Below are 15,227 nucleotides of genomic sequence, written 5' to 3'. Positions count from 1 at the left end.
ACAACCCTATCTGTTCTGAATGCCTAAGCCTTCACCTCTCACCACGACATCTGACATCAGCGCCAAGGCTGTCATGGCCCGCGTGTGGCGTGAGTATTTAAGCCCGCAAAAGGGCGCGCTGTTCACCTCCATGCTATGCGCGGCCCTGGTGGGGCTGGCAACAGCCGGCGTGCTGTTGATGCTTAAGCCCGGCGTGGAGCTTCTGTTCGGTGAAACGGGCCCCGCCACCACAAACGTGCCATCAATCATCGCCGAAAATCCACTGTTGATGGTGCCTTTGATCATTGTCATCATGGGCTTTATCCGGCTGGGGGCGCAACTGGGACAGGTCACCCTCGTCAACCGAATCGGTCACCAGCTTGTCGGCCATATTCAATCGCAGTTATTTGCCAACCTGATCCGTGCCGATCTGGCCCGCCTGCAAAAAGCCCATTCCGGACAATATCTTAGCTCGGTTCTTTTCGATGCCGGTTTAATGCGCGAAGCCACCACCAACGGCGTCGTCAACTACACCCAGCACGGCCTGACGGTTATCTACACCCTGATTGCCATGGCCTTTATCGACTGGAAAATGACGCTCGGCGTGCTGATCATCGGCCCGATCATTGGTCAGGTCTTATCGGGCTATATGAAGCGCACCAAAAAGGCCGCCAAAGGAGCGATGGAAGAAACCTCCAGCCTGTCGTCGGCCATTATGGAAAGCCTTGATGGCGTCAAAATCGTCAAAATCGCTCATCAGGAAAGCTTTGAAGAAGGCCGCGTCAATGACGTGATCGCCCGCCGCCAGAAACACATCATCAAGGGCGCCAATGCCCGCGCCTCGGCCGCCCCCGTCACCGAAGCCCTGACAACTGTGCTGATCGCGCTGGTCATCGCCTATGCCGGCTGGCGCTCTGGCCTTGGCGAAATGACCGTCGGCGGCTTTACCGCGTTTCTGGCCCTGCTGGGGTCAGCGGCGCAATCCTTGCGCCAACTCGCCAGCCTGCAAACCATAATGTCCGAAGGCATGACGGCGGCCCAAAGATTGTTTGCCGTTCTGGATATACAACCTGACATCAAGGACGCGCCGGGTGTCGTGGCCCTACCGCGCGATTTTAAAACGATCCGCTTTGAGGACGTCGGTTTTGAATATGCGCCGGATATGCCGACCCTTACCGGCATAAATTTCACCGCTGAGGCCGGACGCTCGATCGCTCTGGTCGGTCCGTCAGGGTCAGGCAAATCGACCCTGCTCAACCTGCTGCCGCGTTTTTTCGACGTCACCCGCGGCCATATCCGCTTTGATGGTGAGGACCAAAAATCGTTTACGCTCAAATCATTGCGCGAAAATATTGCGCTGGTGACCCAAGATCCGTTCCTGTTCGATGATACCATCGCGGTCAATATCGCCTATGGCAACCCGAATGCTGACCCCGCCGCCATCGAAAAAGCCGCCCGTGACGCCGCCGCCCATGAGTTCATCATGGACCTACCCGAGGGTTACAACACCCGCGTCGGCGAAGCCGGTTCACGCTTGTCGGGAGGCCAGAAACAACGCATCGCCATTGCCCGCGCTTTCCTGAAAGATGCGCCACTTTTGCTGCTCGATGAAGCCACCTCCGCGCTCGATACCCAATCCGAAGCCCGCGTGCAGGAAGCGCTGGAACGGCTGATGGCTGGGCGCACCACCTTCATGATCGCCCACCGCCTGTCGACCATTCGCCATGCCGATGAGATTCTGGTGCTCGACAAAGGCCGGATCGTGGAGCGCGGCACCCATGACGGCCTGATTACCTCCGGCGGTCTCTATGCCGATCTGGCGCGGCAACAGTTTGATATGCCACACAATAGCCCGCAAATGGCATCAGGTGTGGCGTCATGAAGTCGCTTTTAAACTCAAAACCGGTTCAGAAACTGATCGCCATACTCGTCGTCGGTTATCTGAAATTCTGCTACCGCACCTCGCGCTGGACGCGGGTCAATCAGGCTCCCGTCGAAGCGATCTGGGCCGCCAAAGGCCCCGTTGTGCTGATGTTCTGGCATGGCCGCCTGCATCTGACCCATGCCTGCTGGCCGCTGGACCGCGCGCAAGCGGTCTGCGTGCTGGCTTCCCTGTCCAAAAGCGGTGACCAGAGCGCCCTGATCAATCAGCGCTTCGGCTATCATGCCATCCGCGGATCGTCGGCAAAAAAATCCGACCCCACCAAGCAAAAAGGTGGCGCTCAGGCTTTTCGTGAGATGCTGCGCTGGATGCGTGCCGCCCCGGCTGGTGAGGGTCGCTGCGTGGCCATGACCCCTGACGGGCCGCGTGGGCCGCACCGCGAAATGACCGAAGGTACACTGAAACTGTCGCAAATGACGGGCGCACCCATGATCACGGTAGGTTTATCGACCTCCCGCTTTATCGAATTTAAGACCTGGGATAGGATGCGCGTACCGTTGCCGTTCGGACATGCGGCGATTGTGTGGGAGGTTCATGACCCCGTGCCGGCCGATATCGATGCCGACCGCTTGCAACACCTGATGACCCACATGGGTGATGTTTTGACGCGCGTCAACGATGAAGCCGATCGCGTAGTGGGGGCGCCGCTTTAGATGCGCAGTCCCAAACCGTTTTCCCTGACCGCTTATCAATGGTTGATGAGCCTGTTTCACACTCAGGCACCCTTTGTTCTGCGCAGACGGCTTGAGCGCGGCAAGGAAGACCCGATCCGGTTCCGGGAGCGTCTGGGCCGCACGGACACACCGCGCCCGTCCGGCACTCTGATATGGTTGCACGGCGTCAGCGTCGGCGAAAGTCTGTCGGTGCTGCCGGTTATTGAGCGCCTAAAAGCGGAGCGGCCCGATGTTCGGTTTTTGCTGACCACATCGACCACAACCTCAGCCGAGATTTTGGCCAAACGGCTGGCGACTGTGGGCGACATCACGCACCAATATGCGCCTATCGACACCCCGCAGGCGGTGGCCGCGTTTCTGGATCACTGGCAGCCGGACCTTGCCATCTTTATCGAAAGCGACCTGTGGCCCAACCTGATCGGGGCCTTACAGAAACGCGGCATCAAACACGCCCTCTTAAGTGCGCGTATTACCGAAAAAACCTATAAGGGCTGGATGCGCCTGAAAGAGGCCATCACCTATACCCTAAGCGGTTTCGACCTGATCATGGCGCAGGACAAAGACTCTGAAGCCCGCCTCAAAAGCCTGGGCGATCCGGTTGCCCGTCACGTCGCCCCGCAGGCCAATCTCAAAACCCTGGGCGCGCCGTTGGAGGATGATACCCCCACGCGTGAGGCTTTGGCCGCACAGATCGGTGCGCGGCAGGTCATTGTCGCCGCCAGCACCCACCCGACCGAAGAGGCCTATATTTCCAGCGCCTTAGAGACGATAATTAAATCTCCGGATAAGCCGTTGTTGATTATCGTGCCGCGCCATCCGACCCGCGCCGAAGAAATCCGGCTTGATCTGGAAGCGCTGGGGTTTACGGTGGCGCAACGCTCAAAGACCGAGGTCATTACACCGGATACCCAGATCTATCTGGCCGATACTCTGGGGGAACTTGGGGTGTTTTTCCGGCTGGCCGATGTGGTCATCATGGCCGGTAGTTTTTCAACCGGCATCGGTGGCCATAACCCGCTGGAGGCCATGCGGTTGTCGAAAGCCGTCATATTTGGCGCAGAACTTTACAACTGGCAGGCGGTCTATGACGACGTGCTGGAGTTGGGCGCAGGCTGGAAGGCTAGCAGTCGCGATGAACTGAGCCTGATCGTCGAGCAATTGCTGGTCAATCCGCAGGCGCGTGAGGCGGCCAATACGCTGGCGCGGCGGCTGGCACGTAAGGATGGCGACACCCTGCCGATGGTCTGGCGCTGTCTGGAGCCGCTGTTGCCGCCCGCCCCCGCTCAGGATGAGGCGGCCTAAGCCATTATGTATTACCTCAAACCTGAAAGTTAGAAATGTATATCTCTGACACAACGCTAATGGGCGCTTTACTCGGCCTTGGGTTTACCTCAACTTGGGGTGCTTATATGTATTACAAACACGCTTACTTGACTGCTAATAAAAGAGGCAAGTCCACATTACATAAAGTAAAAATTATAATATTATGCATTGCTCATCTTGCCTTTGGAGCGTGGACCTCCATTTCAGGCATTATGCTAATTCCGAAAGTTTTTACTGTTAGCGACCGCTAGCATTATCACGTCACAATTAGAATTCTTTAACCTTGATCCTGACTTTCAAAACCCCGAAGTGGTGGTACACAAAAAACGCTGACGGTGCGCCGTGGTGGCGTCCGGTGCTGTGGCCGCTATCGCAACTGTGGATCGCCGCCGGTCGTGGCAAGTCTAAAAAGGCAGCGCCCTATCGGTCATCACTCAAGGTTATTTCCGTTGGCAATCTGACGGTCGGCGGGTCAGGCAAGACGCCAATAACGCGGGAAATCCTGCGATTGTTGCCACACGCGGCAGGTCTCTCGAAAGGCTATGGCGGCAAATTTGACGGCCCAATCAATATTGATTCAATCACCCATACCGCTGCCGAAGTGGGTGACGAAGCGTGGATGCTGGCGCGTGAGTTTCCGTTTGTTATCGCTAAAGACCGTGCCGCCGGACTGCGGGCGATAGAGACCTCGGACGCCCAAATCTGCGTCGTTGACGATGCCCACCAGAACCAGACCATTGCCAAGGATATCAATATCGTCGTGGTTGACGGCGATACCTCAAATGGCGCTTGGCCCTTTGGTGATGGCGGCGTGGTTCCTTATGGGCCAATGCGTGAGCCACTAAATGATGGTTTAGCGCGGGCCGATATTATCGTCCTGTGGTTGCCGTCTGAGGATGCCCCGATCGATCCTGAATTAGTGGGTCTATTCAAAGGTAAACCGGTCTTTATTGCCCGCCTGACAGCGGTTATGAAACCCGCCCGCGTGGTGGCCTTTGCCGCCATAGCCAAGCCGTGGAAGTTTCAGGACACGCTTGAACGGCTGGGGTGCGATATCGTTGGTTTCAAAGCCTATCCTGATCATGCGCCGATTTCCGAGACTGATCTGACCGCTCTTAAAGCCACGGCCGATGAACAGGCGGCGCGCCTGATCACCACCGAAAAGGATTGGGTCAAGCTGCCCGAAGGATGGAAATCAATTATCGACTACCTGCCCATTCAGGCGCGCTTCGATGATGAAGATGGGTTCAAAGCCGCCCTATTACGATAGGGCACGCCAGCCGATATCTGAGCGATAAAACCCGCCCGGCCACTGGATTTTCGAGACCGCGTCATAGGCGGCGTCACGGGCCTCTTTGATTGTCGCCCCGCGCGCGCAGACATTGAGCACCCGCCCGCCGGCGGCCAGCAAGGAGCCATCCTCCGCCAGCGATGTACCGGCATGGAACACACTGACGCCGTCACCAAAGTCCTGCTCAGCGCCTTTGATGATCGAACCGCCAATCGGGCTGTCGGGGTAGCCCTTGGCGGCATAGACGACGCATACGGCCGCTTCTTCATGCCATTCCGGGGCTGGCAGATATTTCAGCCCGCCCCTGGCCGCCGCCAGCAGATAGGGCACGATATCGCTCTTGAGGCGCAGCATCAGCACCTGACATTCCGGGTCGCCAAAGCGGGCATTATATTCGACCAGACGCGGATTACCGCCCTCCACCATCAGACCGGCATAGAGCACGCCCCTATACGGATTGCCCTCGGCCTTCATGCCCTGCATGGTCGGATCAAGGATGTCGCGCTGGGTGATATCGAGCAATGCCGAGGTCACAATCGGCGCCGGGCTATAGGTGCCCATACCGCCGGTATTAGGGCCGGTATCGCCGTCAAAAGCGCGCTTATGGTCCTGCGCCCAGCCGAAGAGTAACGCGGTTTCGCCGTCACAGAGCGCAAAGATCGACGCTTCCTCGCCGGTCATAAATTCTTCGATCACCACCCGCGCGCCTGATGTGCCAAAGCGGCCCGACATCATGGCCTCAAGCTCAGCATAGGCATCCGGCAAATCAGGTGAAATGGCCACGCCCTTACCCGCCGCCAGACCATCAGCCTTAATGATGTAGGGCGCGGGTAGGGTTTTGAGATAGGCTTTCGCGGCGTCGATATCTTCAAAGGTTTCATAGGCCGCGGTGGGGATGTCATGGCGCTTACAAAAATCCTTGGTGAAGGCTTTTGACGATTCTAACTGCGCCGCCGTTTGCGTCGGCCCAAAGCACGGTATGCCGACCTTCATCAGCGCATCGGCAATGCCTTCAGCCAATGCGCTTTCAGGGCCCACAACGACCAGATCAGCGCTCATGGACCTCGCCAGCGCCACCAGCTTATCGACCTCAGTGACCTTGATGGCCACGCATTCGCCCAATGACGCCATGCCGGGATTGCCGGGCGCGATCACGAGGCGCGTCAACAGCGGGCTCTGGGCGATTTTCCATGCGAGGGCGTGTTCGCGGCCGCCCGAGCCGATCAGTAGAATATTCATGGTGCCATGGCTTGGTTGAGGTAAGGCTCGCCGTCAAGAGCCCCTCGACATTTTCCTGAAAAAAGGGTTGGCAAATTGGCCAGACCATTGCAATAGTCGGACAAATAAATAACGGAGGTCATGATGACAGGAAAATGGCAACTCAACCGGCGCGCCCTGATCGGCGGCGCCACAGCCACGACATTCGCGGCCACATCCGGTATCAGCTTTGCCGCACAGCCGGTGCTGGCCCCAACCCCACCGATGGGATGGAATAGCTGGAACTCGTTCGCCACCACCATCACCGAAGCTCAGGCCGTGGAAAACGCCCACATCATGGCCGATAAGCTGCTGCCATCCGGTTACGATGTCTTTACCGTCGATATCCAGTGGTACGAACCCAATGCCGACGGTTATAATTACCGTAAAGACGCCCCCCTGACCATGGACGGAAATGGCCGCCTTCTGCCCGCTCCTAATCGTTTCCCGTCATCAGAAAATGGCAAGGGCTTCAAACCCTTGTCTGATCAGGTTCACAAAATGGGTCTGAAATTCGGCGTCCATATCATGAGAGGGATTCCGCGTCAGGCGGTGGCGCAGAACGTCCCCATTTTAGGCACCACAGTCCGCGCGCAGGATATCGCCAATACCAACTCCACCTGCACCTGGAACGGCGACATGTACGGCGTCGATATGACCAAGCCGGGGGCGCAGGCGTACTACAACTCGGTCTTTAAGCTGTTTGCCGACTGGGGCGTCGATTTCGTCAAGATGGATGACATGTCCCGCCCCTATGGTGATAACTGGCGCGAGATCGAGGCAGCCCATAAGGCCATTGCCGCCTCTGGCCGCCCGATGATTTTGAGCCTGTCGCCCGGTGAGACCGATCTCAACTGGGCCCATCATGTGCCGAAATATGCCCAAATGTGGCGGATTTCCGATGACTTCTGGGATGACTGGAAACTGCTGCGCGATCAATTCCAGCGGCTGGAAAACTGGAACCCGTACCGCAAACCCGGCGCCTGGCCCGATGCCGACATGTTGCCGCTGGGGCTGCTGGCCATGGGGCAGCGCAAGACCAAGTTCACACCCGATGAGCAGCAAACCCTGATGACCCTGTGGTCGATTGCGCGCTCTCCGTTGATCATGGGCGGCGATCTGCGCGCGATGGATCAGGCGACGCTTGACCTTTTGACCAATCCCGAAGTCATTGCCGTCAATCAGAAAAGCTCAAACAACCGCGTACTCTTCAAACGCGACGGCCAGATTGGCTGGATCGCCGATGCCCCTAAAGGCCGCTATCTGGCCCTGTTCAACATTTCCGACCAACCTAAAGCCGTCAGTGAACTGTTCAAACTTATGGGGCTGAAAAACAAGGTGAAAGTGCGCGATATCTGGGCCCGCAAAGACCTTCGGGTTATGGACACGGCGCTGAAAACCGAACTGCGCCCCCACGCCAGCGCCTTTTACCACCTGACCTCCGCATAAAAACTATGGCGCGACGAAAGCTTTGTCGCTAAGGGAGGCGGCATGGCTTTGAGCAAGATTTATGACGGTGATGAGCCCGTGCGCGTCAACAAATGGCTGGCGCAATCGGGTGTGTGTTCGCGGCGTGAAGCCGATAGTTTGATCGAACGCGGTCAGATTTTGGTCGATGGTGTGCGCGTCACCGATGCGGGCCGCAAGATCGAAAAGGGTCAGACGGTCACTATCGACGACGAGGGTAAGGACGCCCTCGATACGCGCATGACGATTCTGTATCACAAACCCATTGGCATCGTGTCCGGCACACCTGAAGCCGGCGAGATCCCGGCGGTACGTATGATCCGTCGCGCCAATGTCTATGGCCCGGCTGAGGTTTTCCCGGACCAACATTCCAAGCTGGCGCCCGTCGGGAGGCTGGATAAGGACTCGCACGGGCTTCTAATCATGTCTGAGGACGGCGTGCTGGCCAAAGCGATTATCGGCCCGGAAAGTGACCTTGAAAAAGAATACCACGTCCGGGTGCGCGGGGCTGTGTTTGAGGAAAAGCTGCAATGGTTGCGTCACGGCCTGACCTTGGACGGGCGCAAGCTTAAGCCCGCCATCGTCACCCAAACCGGCGAACAATCCTTGAGCTTTATCCTGAAAGAAGGCCGCAATCGTCAGATCCGGCGGATGTGCGACATGGTCGAACTGCGGGTTATTGACCTTTACCGCGACCGGATTGGGCCGCTACATATGGGCGACCTGCCCGAAGGCCAGTGGCGGCATATGACGCCGGAGGAACGGGCGGCGCTGATCAGCCAGTCCTGACCGGATAAGCTTACCGCATTGAATCTTTTCGATATCGGCGCATACTCTGACCCGGCTTAAGGGGGATCGTTTCACACCTTGAAAGGATCTGAATATGCCTGATTTTCAACCGGCGGCGCGTAAAGCCACCGTGTCATGGGTTCTGGCGGCCAGCGGGAAATCTGCCACCATCTATTGCCGCGAAACCGATAGCTCTGAGGTGCCTACCACCGCCCAGCCCAACCGTCCCAGCACTATTGAGCCGCGTAAGAGCCTGAAAGCCGTGGATGGCCTGTCCTGGCAGGCGCAGGACGCCGATAAGGTCTATGATGTCGATCCGGACAAGCTGGGGCGCGTATTCCAGAGCAATTCGTCACAACGCAGCATGTCTGAGCCGCACATCGATGCCCGTCAGGAGGTCAAGCTCGACCTGATGAAAACCGCGGCCGATGCCATCAATGCCGCCTACCTTTCCGGCAGGTTCGAGCGTTTGACGGTGATTGCCCCCGCCAAGCTGCTTGGCGAACTGCGTAAGCTGTTCAGTAAGGGCGTGCTGTCGGCCATCGAGGCTGAAATCCCCAAGGACCTGACGGCGGAAAGCAAGCCGCAATTGGCAGCGCACCTTGAAATGCTGGCTTAAGACTTATCCACAAGTCCCGATAAGACCTTGAGATAGTTCGAAAAAGCCTTACGACCCGCGGGCGTGATATGCGCGCGGGTCAGGGGCTTTCGGCCCTGAAAGCTTTTGATGATCTCGATATAGCCGACATCTTCAAGCTTACGCAGATGGATCGACAGATTGCCTTGGGTGGCCTCAAGCACGGCCTTAAGCTCATTAAAATCCGCCGATTCGGCATCGGCCAGATAGGCCATGATCCCCAGACGCAGGCGTCCGTGGATGGCGTCATCCAGCCGATTGACATCAAATCCGCTCACGCTGACGCCTTTGCCAATCGCATGAACACATAGCCTGGCACGCCCATCAGCAGGAACAGCGCCGCCGACAGGATCAGCATATAATCCGGCGTCTCGATCCGCCACATCAGCGCAAAAGCGGCCGTAAACCATCCGGCGGACACTACCCCCAGCCAGGCTTTACGCCGGATAATGACGGCGACATACCAGGCCGCGCCCATAAGTGAGCACAGCACAATCGGGTACAACATCCAGATAAACCACAGTTTGTGCATCAGAGCGGTGTAGCCGAACACAAAGTTCATAAACAGATTGGCCAACCCCACCCCACCAAACGCCGAGTTGAGGGCGCGTGAAGCGACGCCTGTCTGGGTTTTATGGCGATCCCTCCACATGACGATACCGACCGCGATCAGAAACAGCACCGACGGCAATATGCCATTGATCAGGTGCCCGACGGTGCCCAGCCGGATAAGCCCCGCCATATCGGCCCAGTGGCATAGGCACTGTATCCCGTAAAGAATACCGCCGATCATCAGGAGCACACCGCCGGAGACCTGCGCCCGCGCCCCTTCGCCCACAAGAGCGGTAATAAAGGCCAGATCATCACGGGCCGATTGCGGATTGAGTTCACCCATGTGAAGGCTCCTTTGCGGCCCGTCGCATCAACACATAGCCGGGGACAGCCATCAGCGCCCAAAGGGCCAGCCCCAGCACCAGCAGATAGACCTGAACATTCGTCACCAGAAGCGTTAATGCCACCGTCACCGCAAACCATCCGGCGGAGACCACCCCCAGCCAGACTTTGCGCCGGATCGCACAGGCGGCATACCAGGCTGCCCCCTGCATGGCGCAGATAACGATCGGGTATAACAGCCAGATGGTCATATTGCCTTTGCGCGCTGCCAGCACACCAAAGGCAATGGCGATCACCAGATTAACCAGCCCCGCCGAGGTGTAGCAGGCCGTAAGCGCCCGCGTTCCCACCCCTTTTTGAGACGTCCGACCCTGCCAACTCACAAAGGCGATGACCGCCAGAAAGGGTATGGTTGGGGCTATGGTCAGGATGAGATGACCAACCCCGGTCAGGGTCAGCATCCCGGCGTCTATGGCGCCGTAAGCCAGGGTCTGGGCACCGTAGAGCAATCCCGCCCACAGAAACACCAGTCCCGTCGCCGCCTGAGCGCGCGGCCCCTCATCCGCAAAGCTTGTGGCAAAGGATCGCTCAGGATTTGTCTTAGTTCGTGGCATGGGCGGCGGCCTGTTTCAGTTTATGGGGCGCGCATTTGCGGCCGTTCAGTAACGTACCTATAATCGTGTGCCTGACCCCGAAACGGTAGCTGACCCACCCGACGACCAGGGTCCCCGCCACTACGGCGGTAAATTTCGCGCCCGCCGGCCAGTTCTGATCCATCAGCAGGTACTGAAACCACAGCACCAGCGGCAGGTGGACGATATATACCCAATAGGACGAGTCTGACAAAAAGCGCCAGACCTGACTGGGCTTAGACAGGGTTTTCATCGCCAGCCCGATCAGACCGAAACTCCAGGTCCAGATCGCCAGACTGTAGCTTGCGGCATACATCAGATGATCGCGCCCGGCGACCTTATCAAAGCTGGCCGTCGCATCCATATCCCACAGGCAATAAACGGTGAAAATAACGGCTGCCAGCAGGTTGAGCATCCATTGCTTCGCCAGTGTCGTCAGCAAATCCGCCCGACGATGCAGGCCCCAGCCAAAGACAAATGCCACCCCAAAACCGGTCAGGGCCATGACATTGGGCACAAAGCCGGTATCGGGCGTTGGTATGCCTATCCAGCGCATCCAGTCGGTCGCCTGCGCCGTCACCAGTACTAATGGCAAGGCCAGCACGGGCATAGCCACGCCGGTTTTAACACCCCAACCCAATAGCTTGCCCAGGCCGTCGCGCAAAGCCCCACTACGGTCAACAAGCACCACAATCCCGCGTAAGGCCAGCATCCCGACATAGAGCAGCAGCAGCATATACAGGAACCACAGGTGGGTCAGCGGAAAGGTCGCTAAGGTCGGCGGTGGCGGTGCGGGTGGAGCCACACCTCCGGCGGCGACGAACTTCATCGAGGTCATGACGGCTATAGTGATGATCGCAGCAATCACCGGCAGCCAGAAAACCACCAAGGGTAAGGCAATGCGTTTGGCACGGTTAGCCACAAAGCCTTTGAGGCCATATTTATGAAACACCAGCCGCGCAAAAAACCCGGCCAGCATGAAAAACAGGCTCATGCGGAAAATATGGATCACAAAAAACCCTATCCAGAAACCGTTATCCCTCTGTGCGTCCTGCACGATCCAGAATGGCGGATCGGTATAGGCCATGGTGGCGTGCAGAGCCACCCCCAGCATCAATGCGCCTGCCCTTACGGCATCAAGGGCGCCGTACCGTCCCTCTGGCCCCGTTTGCGATGTATCTGTCATGTCCCGCCTCCTCTGTGCGCGTTCAACATAACGACGATATACACAAACTGGTTTATTTTACAAACTTGTTTTTCATATCCATAAAAACGTGATGAGATTCGCGCGCGTCTTATGATTTGGAATGAGCGCCCTACAGATTACTTACACCGCGCAGCGCACTATCCGGCCACGAAACCTGAAAAGGTAAGGAGATCGGATATGCAAAACGACACTTCAGATGAAATGCCCGCCCCCACCCTGGCTGATATGCGCCGACTGAAATGGTTTGTCGTCGCCTACGTGGTGCTAATCGTGGCGTGGTTATCGGTATCAACGGTCACCACCGCCGCACAGCCCGCACCACCCGCAGAAGCCAAGGCCACGCCCGATTCGCCCGGCCTGATTATCGAGATCGTCTGACCTCTAAACCCCATTGAGATTTTATGGCCCGCAGCGACATCATCAGGCCATAAATCACAACTCAAAAGGCGGTAGTCATGTCACATTCCAACGCGCTCATCTCAACCCGCAGCCGCCATGCCACAGCCCTTTCGGTCAATGACATTGAACAAATCGCCCGTATCTGCGCCTTGGGCGTGGCGGGTGTCATGGGGCTTGGGCTGTTTATCCTTATGGCCTTATAGTCAGGCCATATTCCGGTGTCAGGGTCACCGAAGTGACCTTAGCCACCTGTCCGTCCGTAAACTGCGGGCGCGCGCTGGCATCAAGATAAACCTTTGAATCCTCACGCATCGGCATGATGGTAAGGGTTAGCGGCTTATCGATAATCCCCGCATAGCGTTTCAGGCCGATCCGCCAGGTCAGGCCGTTATAGAACTCATCGTCAATCAGACGCGCCCCTGAAAACAGCCGCGCCACATCGCCTTGGTAGGCAATATCGAGGTACGCATCAGCCACCCCGCTCAGGGCATCAGATGGCACTGTGATCGTCCATGCGGCAGACGCGGCAAAGCTTTCCGGTTCCGGCACTACCGGCGTGTTGCGCGGCCCGTAGGTTTTAAGCGGCGGCGCTTTCTGGGCGGGCCTGAGCGGCGTCAGTTCGGCCGTCAGGGTTTTGGCGGGCAGCTTGGCCTGATAAACTGTGAAAATGCCGTCTTTTTTGCCGGTTTTCAGCGCCACATTGCCGTTCGGGGCCTTATCGCGCGTCGGATAAATGCTGAAATTGAAATCAGCCTTACCCGTCTGGCGCAGGTCAAACCCGCCCTGATCATTACCAAACACATGGGCGTCGCTTAGCACCACATGAGCCTTACCACCCAGATCGACCCTGGTCAGATGTTTCGCCTGATCATCCGTCAACAGTAGGATGCGCGAGGTTTTGCCGGCTTGAGTCGCACGGATCACCGATCCTGTACCCGCCTTGGCCGAGACAATGCGCAGACCATCTTTCAGCTTACTACCTTTGACCGTCACGTCGGCTGCAAAGGCAAATTCCGGCGCGATATCGCCGCTGCGGGCAAAGATATAGAGATCGCCCTCATGGTCCGTGATTTTGGTCACCGGCTGGGCCGTCGCCCAGTTGAGATTGATCCCCGACAGGTCGAAATTGACTGGCCACATGAAGTTATCGCCATTGTCGATATCCACGCCCGCTGACGGCAGGGTCACCACCTTACCGGCCAGTTTGACTTCAAAACGGACGTCCTCATGCGCACCCATATCGTACTGACGAACATAGTTGTTGACGAACACAAAGCCGGATTGCCCATCCCCCCGGAACGACCAGCGCAGAGTGTTCAGATCGTCCGAACCCGTCGGCTGCACCACCGGCGCATAGGTATGGGTTGGTGCCAGCCGATCGCCAAACGCTTCAAGGAAATAGTGGATCGGTTTCAATTGGTTCAGCACCGGATGGGCCTGACCGTACTGACCCAGCGGGGCCTGAAAATCGTAACCGAGCTTGGCCATATCGTTATAGCCGCCAGTCGCCACGGTTTCTTCGCGGGTCGGCGCACCGGGTGGGTTCTGACCGCCCTGGAACATATAATAGCCCATCAGGTTCACGCCTGAGCCGATCTTGGTCAGGGTCATCTTGGAGATATCATCAGGCGCAATCAACGGACGCCGGCGGTACATGGTCGGCACTCCACCGCCATATTCCGCCCCGAAAAACGGCGTGATGTCGGTATCGCGTGAGCCGTCATCCTGTGTGGAGGTTGAGCCCTGCGCCCCCAGCCCTTTTTCATTGCGCACGCCGAACTGGAACATATAGCTCGACTTCGGCGGCAGGATGGTGGCCGACGCCGACCACGGCTCATCGACATAGGAGCCAAACACCGGAATGACTTCTCCGCGTGGGAAGACTGCATTATCCCAGCCCGTCACCGAATAGAGCGGCACATCCAGCCCGACCTTCAACGCGATCTCTTTCAGCTTTGAGATATGGTCGCGTCCTTGAAGATAACCATTGCGGTTGTATTCGTTCTCGAGTTGCACGCCGATGACCGGCCCGCCTTCCTTCCACAGCAGGCCCTTGGACTGCTCCGCCACCTTGCTGTAAAACGCTTCGACGTAAGACAGATAGGTCGGATCATTGGAGCGCGTCGGCACGGAATCAACGACCCAGTCAGGAATGCCGCCAAAGCGCACCTCGGCATGGACCCACGGTCCGGGCCGGAGGTACGCATAAAGCCCGTGCTTGTGGCACAGTTCAATAAACGCGCGCAGATCAAGGTCGCCGTCCCAGTCCGACTGACCAGCCTGTTCTTCGTGGTGCTGCCAGATGACGTAGGTCGCGATGACATTGACGCCCGCCGCCTTCATTTTCAGGAGTTGCTCCTCCCAATAGGCGCGCGGAAAGCGGCTGTAGTGAAACTCGCCCATGACCGGCACGACCGGCTTGCCGCCGATCATCAAATACTGGTTATTGACGGAGATAACGGTGCCATCAGGCGCGCGATTTGCACCCATCTTCAGCGTGCCCTCGACCGGTGCCAGGGGTGGTGCACTGGCGTCCAGCGTCAGGGTTTCGGCGCTTGCGCCCCCCGCTAAAGCCCAAACCATCGCACTGATCGCTACCGATGCCTTCATGTCCCTGCTCCTGTTTTGTTTTCACCTTTATGGGCCGGATCACGAAGCAGATGCAATCATTTATAATCACAACCAGACACAAAAAAGCGCGGACCTTTCAGCCCGCGCTTTTCATTGTCTTGCCGT

Annotated in this window: 15 protein-coding genes; 9 read left to right on the top strand and 6 right to left on the bottom strand. The window is 57.6% G+C overall.

The window, feature by feature from the left end; all coding sequences use genetic code 11:
- Positions 1 to 19 precede the first annotated feature (19 nt).
- From IE102_RS16330 to lpxK, 4 genes are all read left to right on the top strand, one after another.
- Positions 20 to 1,861 carry an ABC transporter ATP-binding protein gene (locus IE102_RS16330; protein ID WP_189488666.1) on the top strand — a complete coding sequence of 614 codons (1,842 nt, stop codon included), beginning with the start codon at positions 20 to 22 and terminating at the stop codon, positions 1,859 to 1,861.
- Positions 1,858 to 2,574: a lysophospholipid acyltransferase family protein gene (locus IE102_RS16325; RefSeq protein ID WP_189488664.1), complete on the top strand. Its 717-nt coding sequence runs from the start codon at positions 1,858 to 1,860 to the stop codon at positions 2,572 to 2,574. The genes IE102_RS16330 and IE102_RS16325 overlap by 4 nt, the downstream gene beginning before the upstream one ends.
- Positions 2,575 to 3,897, top strand: a complete 1,323-nt coding sequence (locus IE102_RS16320; RefSeq protein WP_189488662.1) for a 3-deoxy-D-manno-octulosonic acid transferase — start codon at positions 2,575 to 2,577, stop codon at positions 3,895 to 3,897.
- Between the two features lie 304 nt (positions 3,898 to 4,201).
- Positions 4,202 to 5,188 (top strand): tetraacyldisaccharide 4'-kinase, encoded by a 987-nt coding sequence (gene lpxK / locus IE102_RS16315; protein WP_229807823.1) that lies wholly within the window; start codon positions 4,202 to 4,204, stop codon positions 5,186 to 5,188.
- Here the strand turns inward: lpxK and purD are convergent.
- Positions 5,180 to 6,448 (bottom strand): phosphoribosylamine--glycine ligase, encoded by a 1,269-nt coding sequence (gene purD / locus IE102_RS16310; protein ID WP_189488661.1) that lies wholly within the window; start codon positions 6,446 to 6,448, stop codon positions 5,180 to 5,182. The genes lpxK and purD overlap by 9 nt on opposite strands.
- Before the next feature lie 120 nt (positions 6,449 to 6,568).
- On the opposite strand from purD, the gene IE102_RS16305 reads away from it, so the two are divergent.
- From IE102_RS16305 to IE102_RS16295, 3 genes are all read left to right on the top strand, one after another.
- A complete protein-coding gene (locus IE102_RS16305) occupies positions 6,569 to 7,915 on the top strand; it encodes a glycoside hydrolase family 27 protein (RefSeq protein WP_229807822.1) in 1,347 nt (448 codons plus the stop codon).
- 42 nt (positions 7,916 to 7,957) lie between these two features.
- Positions 7,958 to 8,722 carry a pseudouridine synthase gene (locus IE102_RS16300; RefSeq protein WP_189488659.1) on the top strand — a complete coding sequence of 255 codons (765 nt, stop codon included), beginning with the start codon at positions 7,958 to 7,960 and terminating at the stop codon, positions 8,720 to 8,722.
- Positions 8,723 to 8,816: 94 nt separating this feature from the next.
- Positions 8,817 to 9,341, top strand: coding sequence for a host attachment protein (locus tag IE102_RS16295; RefSeq protein WP_189488657.1), 525 nt, complete (start codon positions 8,817 to 8,819; stop codon positions 9,339 to 9,341).
- On the opposite strand, the gene IE102_RS16290 is transcribed toward IE102_RS16295, so the two are convergent.
- The 4 genes from IE102_RS16290 to IE102_RS16275 are packed head-to-tail and all read right to left on the bottom strand — an operon-like array spanning position 9,338 to position 12,071.
- Complete coding sequence (locus tag IE102_RS16290) at positions 9,338 to 9,637, bottom strand: winged helix-turn-helix domain-containing protein (protein WP_189488655.1); 300 nt, start codon at positions 9,635 to 9,637, stop codon at positions 9,338 to 9,340. The genes IE102_RS16295 and IE102_RS16290 overlap by 4 nt on opposite strands.
- Entirely contained in the window at positions 9,634 to 10,254 is a 621-nt protein-coding gene (locus tag IE102_RS16285) for a hypothetical protein (RefSeq protein ID WP_189488653.1), read from the bottom strand. The genes IE102_RS16290 and IE102_RS16285 overlap by 4 nt, the downstream gene beginning before the upstream one ends.
- Positions 10,247 to 10,867: a hypothetical protein gene (locus IE102_RS16280; protein ID WP_189488652.1), complete on the bottom strand. Its 621-nt coding sequence runs from the start codon at positions 10,865 to 10,867 to the stop codon at positions 10,247 to 10,249. Before IE102_RS16280 ends, IE102_RS16285 begins: the two co-directional genes overlap by 8 nt.
- Positions 10,854 to 12,071, bottom strand: a complete 1,218-nt coding sequence (locus IE102_RS16275) for an acyltransferase family protein (protein ID WP_189488651.1) — start codon at positions 12,069 to 12,071, stop codon at positions 10,854 to 10,856. Before IE102_RS16275 ends, IE102_RS16280 begins: the two co-directional genes overlap by 14 nt.
- Before the next feature lie 198 nt (positions 12,072 to 12,269).
- On the opposite strand from IE102_RS16275, the gene IE102_RS16270 reads away from it, so the two are divergent.
- Together IE102_RS16270 and IE102_RS16265 are read left to right on the top strand one after the other, a co-directional pair.
- Positions 12,270 to 12,470 carry a hypothetical protein gene (locus IE102_RS16270; RefSeq protein WP_189488650.1) on the top strand — a complete coding sequence of 67 codons (201 nt, stop codon included), beginning with the start codon at positions 12,270 to 12,272 and terminating at the stop codon, positions 12,468 to 12,470.
- A 77-nt stretch (positions 12,471 to 12,547) separates the two neighbouring features.
- The gene (locus tag IE102_RS16265) at positions 12,548 to 12,694 is read left to right on the top strand and encodes a hypothetical protein (protein ID WP_189488649.1); all 147 of its coding nucleotides are present in this window, start codon (positions 12,548 to 12,550) and stop codon (positions 12,692 to 12,694) included.
- Here the strand turns inward: IE102_RS16265 and IE102_RS16260 are convergent.
- Positions 12,681 to 15,101 carry a beta-galactosidase gene (locus IE102_RS16260; RefSeq protein WP_229807821.1) on the bottom strand — a complete coding sequence of 807 codons (2,421 nt, stop codon included), beginning with the start codon at positions 15,099 to 15,101 and terminating at the stop codon, positions 12,681 to 12,683. The two genes, IE102_RS16265 and IE102_RS16260, sit on opposite strands and share 14 nt — an antisense overlap.
- Positions 15,102 to 15,227 lie beyond the last annotated feature (126 nt).

The sequence above is a fragment of the Asticcacaulis endophyticus genome (assembly GCF_014652575.1).
Lineage (GTDB): Bacteria > Pseudomonadota > Alphaproteobacteria > Caulobacterales > Caulobacteraceae > Asticcacaulis > Asticcacaulis endophyticus.
This window is presented reverse-complemented; position numbering and strand designations above follow the sequence as displayed.